Genomic DNA, 11,288 nt, shown 5'->3' on the forward strand with positions numbered 1-11,288 from the left:
GGCTGCACGGCGGCGCGGCATGCCATTGACCATGTTGGAACGTACGTCGCAGCGTGCGCTCCGCATCGCGGGAACAAAACCTGCGTCCACGAGGTCGACATCGACTTCGTAACCACGTTCTGCCCAATACGAATTTATTTTTTCACGGAGGCGCTTCGCGCCTTCTTCGTCACACCAGTCTTTCACTCTGCTCTCTCCAGGCGATCTTATCGTTCTTGAAGTTGAGACAGCCCGATAGGGGCCATCTGTGCCTGTCCTTCTTAAGGTTCATCACGCGGACCTTGCCGGCCCGTCTGTGTATGTCCGGTAGATGACAATGTTTGCAGGGTTTCTCAAGGGTAATTCTATATAACTTTTTCTTAAACTACGAAGATGAACAAATATTCATCGTGAACGACCATTCATCTGGCGTTCATCTTATAATCCTGATTGGGGTATTGCCTGTTTAATTGCAACCGTTTGCAGGCTTGCCGCACAATCGCTGCGCTCACCGCAATCTACCCTCATAGGAAGTATAACTCACGCCCCGGCCCTCGCATCATGCAATTCCGCATGGCTTCACCGACAATCTATGCGTCCACTTTTCCGTACTTAACCACGAAAACCGGCCTGCGCCTATCTCGCAGCTGCCTTGCGATATGTGCTTGACCTCCTCCTGAAGCAAGATTACCCACCCGGCTCGCGGTCGGGCGATTAGCTCAGCGGTAGAGCACTGCCTTCACACGGCAGGGGTCACAAGTTCGAACCTTGTATCGCCCACCATTCCCCTTTCCGTCCGCGTTCTTCCCGGTTCTTTCGCCTTTCTGAACTGTACAATGGCGCGGCGCGCGAAGCGCAGTATAAGCCGCCCGATGAAAGCGTTTTTCCGCTCTGCCCCTGTTGTTGCCGTGCTTGGATTCCTCATCTGGGCCTGGATGGCGCTGGTCGGCCGCACGGTGCGCTGGACCATTGAGGGCGAAGCCGAGGTGCGCGCCGCGCTGGCCGCCCAGCAGCCCGGCCTGATCGTTGCCTGCTGGCATGAAACCATCCTGCTGATGCCCTCGGGATGGAACCGGGCTGTGCGCCACTGGCCGGAGAAACGCGGCCGCGCCGCGATGATGATCTCCCTCTCGCCCGATGGCGAGGCCGTCGCCCGTGCCCTCAGACACCTCGATCTGGATGTCATACGCGGCTCGACCGGCAACAAGAAGAAGACAAACAAGGACAAGGGCGGCATGCGCGCCATCGCCGAAGCCGGCCGCCGCCTGCGCGGGGGCGGCTATGTCTGCATGACGCCGGACGGCCCGCGCGGCCCGCGCCGCATCGCCAGCCAGGGCGCTGTCACCCTGGCCCAGCGCACCGGCGCCGCCGTTCTGCCCTATGCCCTCTCCACCCGGCCTGCCCCGCGCCTCAAAAGCTGGGACCGGTTCATCATCCCCCTGCCCTTCACGCGCGGCGCCATTGTCTTCGGCCCGCTGATTGATTGCCCCCGCGAGGCATCGCCCGAGGCGTTGCAAGACGCGCTGCAACGCGGCATGGATGAGGCAACCCTGCGGGCTGAAAGGCTCGCTGGCTATCCCGTACAACCCGCCAGGCCGGAGCTTATGACGGAATGACGCCTGCGTTATTCGCCTACCGGCTCACCACCTATGCGGCCTCGCCCTTCCTCGGCCTCGTGCTGAGCGGCCGGGCGCGCAAGGGCAAGGAAGACTATCTGCGCCTGCATGAGCGCTACGCCAAGCGCCTGCCGCCCCGCCGGCCCGGCCCGCTGGTCTGGCTGCATGGCGCCAGTGTCGGGGAAAGCGGCCTGCTTCTGGAACTCGGCCGCCGCATGATTGCCGCGCGCCCCGGCCTTATGCTGGTCTTCACCAGCCAGACCGTCACGTCCGCCCGCATTCTGGGGCCCCTCCTTCCGGATAATGCCATCCATGCCATGGCCCCGCTCGACACGCCCCAGGCTGCCCGCCGCTTCATCCAGCACTGGAAGCCGGACCTCTGCGTCTTCGCCGAGGGCGAGATCTGGCCAAACCTGATCCATGAAGCCCGCAAATCCGGCGCGCGCACCGCGCTCGTCAATGCCCGCATGACGCAGACATCCGCCGAAGGCTGGCAGAAGGTGCGCGGGCTTTTCCGCCAGCTCGTTGGAAATTTCGACATTGTCCTGGCCGCTGACCTCGACACAGGCCAGCGCCTGGAAAGCCTGCTGGGGCGCCCGGTGCGCGCGGCCGGCAATCTCAAATCCGCCCTGCCCCCGCCGAGCGCCAATGAGGTGGAGATGACGCGCATCGCCGCCAATTTCATCGCCGGGCGGCGCTGTCTCTTGGCGGCCTCCACTCATCCGGGTGAGGAGGAACTTTTCCTCGATGCCGCCGCTGCGCTGAATGAAGATGCCGCCCTCATCATCGCCCCGCGCCATCCCGAGCGCGGCGACGAGATCGAAGCCCTGCTGAAACAGCGCGGCCTGCGCCATGCGCGCCGCGCCAAGGGCGTCCAGCCTGACAAGCGTGACCGCGTTCTGCTGGCCGATACGATGGGCGAGATGGGCACCTGGCTGCGCCTGGCGGACGCAGTCTATCTTGGCGGCGGCCATGCCGAAGGCGTCGGCGGGCATAATCCGCTGGAGCCGATCCGCCTCAGCCGCCCGGTTGCCACCGGCCCGCGTGTGCATAACTTCGCAGACCTGATGGCAAGCCTTGAGGCAAGCGGCCTCGTCCACACGGTCGATGGCCCCGCCGCCCTGCACGCCTTTCTGCAGGCACCTCCGCCCGTTCCGGAAGACGCGCTGGCCAAGCTCGCCGCCGAAGCTGACGAGCCGATGCTGCTGACGCTCGGCGTGCTGCTGCCGCTGGTGCCGAGGCCCCTGCTGGAAGGCAATGATGGCGCCTGGGAGAGCCAGCGGTGAGAGCGCCGTATTTCTGGTCGGCGGGCCTTGATCCGAGATCCCGCGAAGCAGCCCCGCTCACCCGCCTTCTGCTGACGCCCTTCTCGATGCTCTATCTCTGGGGCCTGCGCCGGAAGCTCGCGCGCGCCGTTCCCGAAGCTGCGCCCGTGCCGGTCGTCTGTATCGGCAACCTCACCACCGGCGGGGCGGGAAAAACCCCTGTCACCGAAGCCATCCGTAACCGGATCACTGCGCGCGGCCTGCGCGCCGCCAGCCTCTCACGCGGCCATGGCGGCAGAGAGCGCGGCCCTCTGAAGGTTGATGAGGCCCGCCACACCTATCGCGAAGTGGGCGACGAACCCCTCCTCCTTGCGGCCACCGGCGAGGCCTGGATCGGGCGGGACCGCCCGGAAGCGGCCCGCGCCATGGCGGAGGCGGGCGCAGACGTGATCGTCATGGATGATGGCCACCAGAACCCTTCGTTGAAGAAAGATCTCACCTTCATCGTCATCGATGCGGGCGCGCCCTTCGGCAACGGCCATGTGCTGCCCAAGGGCCCCTTGCGGGAAAAGGTGCCCGAAGGCCTCTCGCGCGCCGATGCCGTCGTGCTGATGGGCGAAGGTCCGGTGCCGCGCGAGGTGGCCGCCAGCGGCCTGCCCGTGCTGCGCGCCCGTCTTGCCCCGGCCGAGGCCCCGCCACGCGGGCCCCTCGTCGCCTTCGCCGGGATCGGCCGGCCGCAGAAATTCTTTGACAGCTTGTCAGAGGCGGGCGGCCAAGTCTCCGATGCGGTGCCCTTCGCCGATCATCACCCCTATGGCAAAGGCGACCTCAAATTCCTGCGCAGCCTCGCCCGCGATCATGGCGCGCGCCTCGTCACCACGACCAAGGATCATGTCCGCCTGCCGCCCGAAGTGCGGCAGGAAATCCACGCCTGGCCGGTTACCGCAATGTTCGAGGATACCGCAGCGCTTGACGCGGTGCTCGCGCCGCTCTTCAAAAGCTGACGGAAAGCTGACGCCGCCCATGAATGACCAGACCCCCAAAGCCTATGTCCGCCCGAAGGACATTGATAACCGCGCCAGCTTCGGCCAGCGGCTGCAGTGGCGGCTGGAGACCATCGCCTGGGATCTCATCTATTGGGGCCCGATGAAGATGCTGGGACCGGACAAGGCGTCCGATTTCGGCGGCTGGCTGGTGAAAAAGATCGGCCCGCTCCTCTCCCAGCACAAGACGATGCGCCGTAACCTCCGCCTCGCCTTTCCGGAGTGGAGCGAGACCCAACTAGAACAGACAGCGATGGCCGCCTGGGAAAGCGCCGGGCGCACGGCGGGCGAGCTGCCCCACCTGCCAAGGATTGATCCCTACACCTCCGGCCGAGTCGAGATCATCGGCCTTGATGTGCTCGATGGCATCCGTGACAGCGGCAAGGGCGCGGTCTTCATCTCGGGCCATTTCGCCAATTGGGAAATCATGCCGGCGGCCATCACCAAGCGCATCCCCCATGCCGTGATGACCTACCGTGCCCTGAACAATCCGCATATCGACAAGCGCATCGCCGACCTGCGCCATGATTACGGCACCGCCGTCAACGCGCCCAAGGGCATCGGCACGCGGGAGCTGATGCGCGCCCTCGCCAAAGGCTCGCCCATCGCGCTGATGAATGATCAGAAGTTCAATGAAGGCATCGCCGTCCCCTTCTTCGGCCATGAAGCCATGACGGCGCCTGGCCCCTCCCGCCTCGCCCTGAAATACCAGGTGCCGATCGTGCCGGTTTCCACCACGCGCACCGGCCCGGCCCGCTTCCGCATTGAGTTCCATGACCCCTTCATTCCGGAAGACACCGGCGACCAGGAAGCCGATGTCCGCCGCTCGGTAGAGCGTATCACGGGTTTCATCGAAGCCCAGGTCCGCGCCCATCCCGGCCAATGGTTCTGGCAACACCGCCGCTGGCCCAAGGAAGCCTGGAAGGCAGCGGGCATCACCTAAAAATGGGTGCGCCCGGCCACGCCGCCCCCTTGTGAAATCCGCAAAAAATTTCCGGTGTTCCCTATTGTGTGACCGCTGCGGCCGGGAAGGCTTCAGGCCCCACCGGCTCGAACCAGATGAACGGCGTTTCGGGCACAGTGCCCGGCGGCAGAGGCGCCGGGGCCGGCTCGCCTGCAGGCCCCAGGGATGCAATGTAAGCATACAGAGCACCCAGATCTTCCGGGCTCATCCGGTGCAACGTCCACCAGGGCATCGGCGGGCGCCCATCCCGATTGTTCATCGCAACCACCCAGCCCTCCCTGGTCGCGGCCTCCACAGAGAGGCGCAGGTTCGACGCATAGCTTGTGCCCCAGGGACCGGAGAAACCAACCGGCACGCCCGTCAGCAGCACGTCTTCGGGCGCCGCGCCGCCATTCTGTGCCCAGCCGGGCGTGTGGCAGTCATGGCAGCCACCAATATCGGCGATATAGGCGCCTGCCTCGATCTCCGAGACGGCCTTCACCTGCGGCGCGCCGTCTGCAAACAGAGTTTCCTTTTGGCCGCAAGCGGCCGTCAGCAGGCAGAGGCCCGCTGCAAACATCCTGTATTTCATGGGGTCAGTTTCCTTGTGATGTCCCAGGACGCGCTTCGTAGAGCCCGCCCGTCATAGTATGTTCCCGAAGAGAAGCCATCGCCGGGGGCGGCAGCGCCCGCCCCTCGCCCGCGATTTTCTCGACCATCCCGGCAAGATCACGCCTTGCCGCTTCGGCTGTCATGCGCCCGGCCAGGCTGGCTGCGGCCTCGGCAAAGCCCGGTTCGCTGAGCAGCCGGCTAAGCGCATCGCGGATGGCCCCGGTGCCCGCCTGTGGATCAAGCGACAGGCCGGCGCCGCGCCAGGTAACCCGGATGGCGCTGTCATTCTGGTCGCGCCCCTGCGGGATAATCAGCATCGGAAGGGCGTGCATCAGCGCCTTAATTACGGTGCCGTGCCCGCCATGCGTCACGACCAGCGAAGCCTGCTTCATCAGCAGGTTATGCGGGGCCGAATGCACCACGGTAGTGTTTGGGGCCGGGCGCACTTCAGCCTCGCGGATGATCCCGCCCAGCGTCACGACCGCGCGCACCGGTAAAGGCGCCAGAGCGTCCATCACCTTTTGAAGAAGGCCTGCCTGATTCTGGAATGTAGTCGAGAAGCTGACCAGAACCAGAGGCCGCGTATCATCTTCAGGGAACGGATTGGTCCACGGATGGCTCCAGCCATTGTCATCCAGCAGCGGGCCGCCATAGGCGATAAAGTCCGGCAAGGTCTCGGGCGCAAAGTCAAAGGTCTCGCAGGTGGCAAGAATGAACTTTTCAGCGGCATATAGCTGATCGGTCAGACGCTCCAGCGGGGCTAGCCCGGCACGCGCCCGCTGGAGATTGTACGTATCCAGATAACTGTCGAATACACTCATCGCCCCGGCGGCAATCTCCGCGTGCTGGCGGCGCTCCTCGTCGCTTGTCGCAGGCGGAAGGCCGGGCCCCATCGGCGGAATGCCCGGAATGATGGGATAAGCACAGACATTGCATGACATCACGACAAAACGCTGGCCTTCGGCCTCGCAGCCCATCATGGCGCCGAGGATCATATCGTTGATCACCGCAAGGCTGGCGGGACGCCGCTTCAGTTCCGCGCGGATGTCGGCGGCAAAATCCTCGGCCCGGCCGACGACCATTTTCTCGACCGCCAGGCAAAAGCCCTCAAATGCCGTTGCCACATTCCAATCGTCGAGGAATTCATATTCCCTCCCGCGGGCCGGACGGCTGGGCGCCGCGTTCCAGGAAACGAACTCCGCCCCGGCGGCCTCCACTTCCCCGCGGTTACAGGCATCGCTCATGATACGGACGTCATGCCCCCGCGCGATCAGTTGGCGCGCAAGGGTAACAAAAGGCGCAACGGCGCCGCCTCCTTCGAACGTCGCGAGGAGGAACGACTCTCTTTCCGAGCCGGTCATCGTCTGTCTCCAGTGTCAGGCGGGCGTCATTGCCCGGCCAGGATTGATTTCACGAACTGCCCCATGACCTGCGAGACCTCCTTGCGGGAACGGCCACGGTCGCACCGCAGCACCTTCCACACATAGATATCGAGCGCCGTCATGAGGCTGTCGATGGCAAGTTCCCGGGCGGCCGGCTTCATCACCGAAAGCTGCGGGCTGAATGTTTCCGAGATCCACCGGCGATGCTGCACACGGCCAAAATCTGCCAGCTCCTTCAGGGCGGGCAGCCGGTCTTCCTGAGCCAGGATGCGCAGCATGATGTCGCCGCTTTCTTCATAGTCGCTGATGATCACCTCGATGGCCGCCTCAACATCGCCGGGGGTCACCCTGCGGCGCGCATCCGTCTCGATCTGCATCTTGTCGCGGACGGCCACGAGCAAGCCCTCCTTGCTGCCAAACCGGCGCAGCACGGTCGGCACAGTCACACCGGCCGCCTTGGCCACATGGTCGAGGCTCACACTGTCATACCACTCCGTCATCAGAAGATGATGGAACACCTCGACAATGCGGGTCGCAGTCGCTTCTGCGGCTTCGGCCCGCGCGGTCTGGTTATAGGCGCGCTTGCGAGTCTTGGAGGAAGTCGTCGTATTCATGTTAGTGCGTATAACACGAAATTTGCAAAACGCAATTCGTTTTAGGGGCACTAACATCAATTTTTGTCGCGGCACGCAAACGCGCCTCCGCGCAGGCGCTGCGATGGAGCCTGGTTGGAGTTTTTGGGCCTGCCGTTGGAGTTTTTCTTGGAGTTTTTTGCAGACTTATCCCCGCATTTTCAGCGGGCTTGTCCACGCTTTTCGGGCCGGGTCAGACCTCGCCGGTATTGATCGCCTTCATGATCGAAAACCGCTTGGTGAAGGGGTTGGGTTTCTTCCCTTCGCAGTAGAGCTTGCGCAGCCGGTAATGGGCGATCGCCGGGCGCAACTGTTTGGGCGCGGGCGAGACAATCGGACCAAACGCCTTGGACGCGTGGCGGCGCGCGGCGGCATAGGCAGCGGCGACCGCCTGCAGGTCGCCTGCCCAGTTATGGGCCGGGATCAGGATATTGGCCGCCGTCAGGCCAAGCCAGCCTTCAGGCTCGCGCGCGCGGTCATTCTCCAGGAAGGCGGTCTGGTAGCCATCGACCAGCTTCTGCAGCGCGCCGGGTTTCAGCCGTCCTGCAGCAATCTCTTCAGCAAGCGCCAGGCACACATCATGCCCGCGCGGGGGCTTGCCGTCCGCGATTTCCTGGATCGCCTCGCGCCACCACTGGAAGCGGATCAGCCCCAGCGTCTCTTCCGAAACCGCCTCGCGCACCCTGACAAGTTCGTAAGCCAGCGCGTAGAGCGCGATCAGCGCGCGGCGTTCGGTGGCCGGGGCGAACCGGCTGGAAATCCAGCGGTCCTCGTCTACCCGGCGGACTCTTTTATCAATTTCTTCCCAGGGGGTTTGGGTCAGGGGTCTGGTCTCGTTTGACATGGCCCCCATATGTGCGAAACCGCTCCCGAGCGAAAGAGACCAAAACCTGCGCAAAGAGGACACCGCCATGGCCTTCACCCTCCCCGACCTGCCCTACGCCCGCAACGCCCTTGCCCCCCACATTTCGGAAGAAACCCTGAACTTCCACTACGGCAAGCACCATCAGGCCTATGTGACCAACCTCAACGGCCTTGTCGAAGGCACCGACCTTGCCGGCAAGTCGCTGGAAGAAGTCATCAAGATTTCCGCCGCCGACAAATCCAAGGCCGGCATCTTCAACAACTCTGCCCAGGTGTGGAACCACACCTTCTACTGGCACTCGATGAAACCAGGTGGCGGCGGCAAGCCCCATGGCAAGGTGGCCGAGCTGATCGAGCGCGACCTTGGCGGCTATGACAACTTCGTCAAAGAGTTCAAACAGGCCGGCGCCACGCAGTTCGGCTCGGGCTGGGCCTGGCTCTCCTACAAGGGCGGCAAGCTGGTGATCTCCAAGACGCCGAACGCCGAAACACCCCTTACCGAAGAGGGCACCACGCCCCTGATGACGATGGATGTGTGGGAGCACGCCTATTATCTGGACTACCAGAACCGGCGCCCCGACTATATCGACACCTTCCTGAACAGCCTCGTGAACTGGGACTTCGTGAACCAGAACCTCGCCGACGCCGGAGCCTAAGCCTTTCTTGAATTTACACAAATCATAACGCCCGCCCTTCCCCGGCGGGCGTTTTTGCTGTAAAGGCTCCGCATCAAACGCTCCGGGCATGGGATTCGCCCGGCTGCGGCTTGCCGGTCATGGGGATCAGCAGCTGCAGGACAGAGCCGCCAATATGGGCGGCCGGGCAAATCAACCAGACATCCCGGAGACTACCCCTTTGACTGAGACCACATTCGCGGACTTCGGCCTGGCCGAAAACATCCTCAAAGCCGTTATCGAGTCCGGCTATACCATCCCCACCCCGATCCAGCGCGAAGCCATTCCGCATATCCTGATGGGCGGAGACGTGACCGGTGTTGCCCAGACGGGCACCGGCAAGACGGCCGCCTTCGTGCTGCCGATGATCCAGCGCCTTTCCACCGGCCGCGCCCGCGCGCGGATGCCGCGCTGCCTGATCCTCTGCCCGACGCGCGAGCTTGCCGCGCAGGTGGCCGAGAATTTCGAGAAGTACGGCAAATACCTCAAGCTCACGATGGCGCTGCTGATTGGCGGCGTTTCTTTCAAGGATCAGGAAACCCTGCTTCAGCGCGGCGTGGACGTGCTGATCGCAACGCCGGGCCGCCTGATGGACCAGTTCGATCGCGGCAAGCTCTTGATGATGGGCGTTGAAACGCTGATCATCGACGAGGCCGACCGGATGCTCGACATGGGCTTCATTCCGGACATCGAGAAGATTTGCACCAAGCTGCCGGCCAACCGCCAGACGCTCCTGTTCTCTGCCACCTTCCCGGCGGACATCCAGCGCCTTGCCAAGACTTTCCAGAGAGACCCGAAGAAGATCGAAGTGACGCGCCCGGCGCAGACCGCCGAGACGATCTCGCAATTCGTGGTCAAGCTGCCGACCAATGACGGCAAGGCCCGCCGCACGGCGCTGCGCCGCGTGATCGAAGCGACCAATGTGAAGAACGGCATCGTCTTCTGTAACCGGAAGGTCGAGGTGGACATCGTTGCCGCCTCGCTGACCAAGCATGGCCATGACGCCGCCCCGATCCATGGCGACCTGCCGCAAAGCGTGCGATCCGAAACGCTGCAGCGCTTCCGCGATGGCAAGCTGAAACTGCTCGTTGCCTCGGATGTGGCCGCGCGCGGACTGGACATTCCGGATGTGGGCCATGTGTTCAACTTTGGCCCGCCGCCGAAGGATGAAGACTATGTTCACCGCATCGGCCGCACCGGCCGGGCCGGCCGCACCGGCGAGAGCTATACGGTTGTGACGCCTGCGGACGAAAAGTCCTGGGGCTTTGTTCTGAAGATGATCAAGAAGGACGTTCCGGAATTCATGCCGGAAGGCCTGCTTGAGGAACTTGAAACGCTTCCGCCGGAAGAAAAGCGCGACCGCAAGGGCGGGCGTGACCGCGACCGCGGCGAGCGGGGCGGACGCAGCAGCGCCCGTGGCCGCAACAGCGAGCGCAGCGACCGCGCCAAGCGCAGCCCGCGCCGCCGCGAGCCGGAAGATGGCGATGTGGCCGTTGCCGAAGCACCGGTTGCGATCGAAGCGGTGGAAGCTCCAGAAGCGGCAGAAGTTCCGGTTCAGGAAAAGCCCCGCCGCGAGCGCCCTGCCCGCAATGAAAAACGCCGTGAACGGAGCGATGAGCAGCCCCGCGGCGAGAAGCGCGAGCGCGACCGCGACCGCCCGCAGCGCGATTACAAGCGCAAGGATGACGACCTGATCCTGGAACCGGCGCCCGACCGCGTGGTCGGCTTCGGCAAGGACATTCCGGCCTTCCTGAAACGCTAAGACGTTTCCTGCAGCACTTCCAGCCGGCCGCGCTCTCTGGGCGCAGCCGGTTTTGTGTTCTTACTGAGAGGTGCCCCCACCCGCTGCTCGGGCAATCGCGGTGCGATTGCTTTTCTTCGCAGCCCCCCATGTCTGGGGGAGGGGACGTGTTGCGTGGTGGGGCGGGCGTTGAGTTTCAGCGGAGGGCGGCTTTTCCCCAGGGCGCGACTTGCCCCCTCCCCGCTTGCGGGGAGGGTTGGGGTGGGGTTGCTTGAGGCTAGGAGGTGTCGGGGTGTGGGGCTCCCCCCTCCGCCCCTTCGGGGCACCTCACCCGCGCGCGGGGGAGGAGGACAGCGCCCGATAGAGAGGTTTCGTCCGTTGGAGGAGTTTTGGAGTCCTCCTTGAAAACGCCAACGAGGTTTGGCGCAATGTTCGATTCCCAGACGGGATCATCCCAACTCGGTTTCACCGCCTTGGGTTTCTTGTAAGCGCGCCACGAGTCGCCGACCTGGACGATGTGGATATGGCCCCATTTGC

The 11,288-nt window shown here is 63.9% G+C and carries 10 protein-coding genes, 1 tRNA gene and 1 pseudogene; 7 read left to right on the forward strand and 5 right to left on the reverse strand.

Features of this window, described 5'->3' with window-relative positions; genetic code table 11:
* The first annotated feature begins 687 nt into the window (after positions 1-687).
* The 5 genes from C0456_RS09325 to C0456_RS09345 all read left to right on the forward strand — a co-directional run bounded on the left by C0456_RS09325 (position 688) and on the right by C0456_RS09345 (position 4,846).
* Positions 688-762, forward strand: a tRNA-Val gene (locus C0456_RS09325).
* 89 nt (positions 763-851) lie between these two features.
* Complete coding sequence (locus C0456_RS09330; RefSeq protein ID WP_291050896.1) at positions 852-1,595, forward strand: lysophospholipid acyltransferase family protein; 744 nt, start codon at positions 852-854, stop codon at positions 1,593-1,595.
* The gene (locus C0456_RS09335; RefSeq protein ID WP_291050898.1) at positions 1,592-2,881 is read left to right on the forward strand and encodes a glycosyltransferase N-terminal domain-containing protein; all 1,290 of its coding nucleotides are present in this window, start codon (positions 1,592-1,594) and stop codon (positions 2,879-2,881) included. Before C0456_RS09330 ends, C0456_RS09335 begins: the two co-directional genes overlap by 4 nt.
* Positions 2,878-3,864: a tetraacyldisaccharide 4'-kinase gene (gene lpxK, locus C0456_RS09340; protein ID WP_291050901.1), complete on the forward strand. Its 987-nt coding sequence runs from the start codon at positions 2,878-2,880 to the stop codon at positions 3,862-3,864. The genes C0456_RS09335 and lpxK overlap by 4 nt, the downstream gene beginning before the upstream one ends.
* Before the next feature lie 19 nt (positions 3,865-3,883).
* On the forward strand, positions 3,884-4,846 hold the full coding sequence (locus tag C0456_RS09345; RefSeq protein WP_291050904.1) for a lysophospholipid acyltransferase family protein: 963 nt from the start codon (positions 3,884-3,886) through the stop codon (positions 4,844-4,846).
* A 61-nt stretch (positions 4,847-4,907) separates the two neighbouring features.
* Here C0456_RS09345 and C0456_RS09350 read toward each other — a convergent pair whose 3' ends face one another.
* The 4 genes from C0456_RS09350 to C0456_RS09365 all read right to left on the reverse strand — a co-directional run bounded on the left by C0456_RS09350 (position 4,908) and on the right by C0456_RS09365 (position 8,316).
* Complete coding sequence (locus C0456_RS09350; protein WP_291050906.1) at positions 4,908-5,438, reverse strand: c-type cytochrome; 531 nt, start codon at positions 5,436-5,438, stop codon at positions 4,908-4,910.
* Between the two features lie 4 nt (positions 5,439-5,442).
* Positions 5,443-6,819: a glycosyltransferase gene (locus tag C0456_RS09355; protein WP_291050908.1), complete on the reverse strand. Its 1,377-nt coding sequence runs from the start codon at positions 6,817-6,819 to the stop codon at positions 5,443-5,445.
* 26 nt (positions 6,820-6,845) lie between these two features.
* Positions 6,846-7,454 (reverse strand): helix-turn-helix domain-containing protein, encoded by a 609-nt coding sequence (locus C0456_RS09360; protein WP_291050909.1) that lies wholly within the window; start codon positions 7,452-7,454, stop codon positions 6,846-6,848.
* Between the two features lie 211 nt (positions 7,455-7,665).
* Entirely contained in the window at positions 7,666-8,316 is a 651-nt protein-coding gene (locus tag C0456_RS09365; RefSeq protein WP_291050911.1) for a squalene/phytoene synthase family protein, read from the reverse strand.
* Between the two features lie 67 nt (positions 8,317-8,383).
* Here C0456_RS09365 and C0456_RS09370 point away from each other — a divergent pair, with 67 nt between their 5' ends.
* Positions 8,384-8,992: a superoxide dismutase gene (locus C0456_RS09370; protein ID WP_291050914.1), complete on the forward strand. Its 609-nt coding sequence runs from the start codon at positions 8,384-8,386 to the stop codon at positions 8,990-8,992.
* A gap of 154 nt (positions 8,993-9,146) precedes the next feature.
* Positions 9,147-10,772 carry a DEAD/DEAH box helicase gene (locus C0456_RS09375; RefSeq protein ID WP_367179235.1) on the forward strand — a complete coding sequence of 542 codons (1,626 nt, stop codon included), beginning with the start codon at positions 9,147-9,149 and terminating at the stop codon, positions 10,770-10,772.
* A gap of 256 nt (positions 10,773-11,028) precedes the next feature.
* Here the strand turns inward: C0456_RS09375 and C0456_RS09380 are convergent.
* Positions 11,029-11,288, reverse strand: a pseudogene (locus tag C0456_RS09380) (hypothetical protein); the annotation flags it as partial.

Source organism: Hyphomonas sp., assembly GCF_013823385.1.
Lineage (GTDB): Bacteria > Pseudomonadota > Alphaproteobacteria > Caulobacterales > Hyphomonadaceae > Hyphomonas.

Excerpts from the sequence above, each read along its gene's own strand:
- C0456_RS09335 (WP_291050898.1), top strand. The coding sequence starts at position 1,592 with ATGACGCCTGCGTTATTCGCCTACCGGCTCACCACCTATGCGGCCTCG.
- C0456_RS09345 (WP_291050904.1), top strand. The coding sequence starts at position 3,884 with ATGAATGACCAGACCCCCAAAGCCTATGTCCGCCCGAAGGACATTGAT.
- C0456_RS09375 (WP_367179235.1), top strand. The coding sequence starts at position 9,147 with ATGGGCGGCCGGGCAAATCAACCAGACATCCCGGAGACTACCCCTTTG.
- C0456_RS09365 (WP_291050911.1), bottom strand. The coding sequence starts at position 8,316 with ATGTCAAACGAGACCAGACCCCTGACCCAAACCCCCTGGGAAGAAATT.
- C0456_RS09370 (WP_291050914.1), top strand. The coding sequence starts at position 8,384 with ATGGCCTTCACCCTCCCCGACCTGCCCTACGCCCGCAACGCCCTTGCC.
- C0456_RS09360 (WP_291050909.1), bottom strand. The coding sequence starts at position 7,454 with ATGAATACGACGACTTCCTCCAAGACTCGCAAGCGCGCCTATAACCAG.
- C0456_RS09355 (WP_291050908.1), bottom strand. The coding sequence starts at position 6,819 with ATGACCGGCTCGGAAAGAGAGTCGTTCCTCCTCGCGACGTTCGAAGGA.
- C0456_RS09350 (WP_291050906.1), bottom strand. The coding sequence starts at position 5,438 with ATGAAATACAGGATGTTTGCAGCGGGCCTCTGCCTGCTGACGGCCGCT.
- C0456_RS09330 (WP_291050896.1), top strand. The coding sequence starts at position 852 with ATGAAAGCGTTTTTCCGCTCTGCCCCTGTTGTTGCCGTGCTTGGATTC.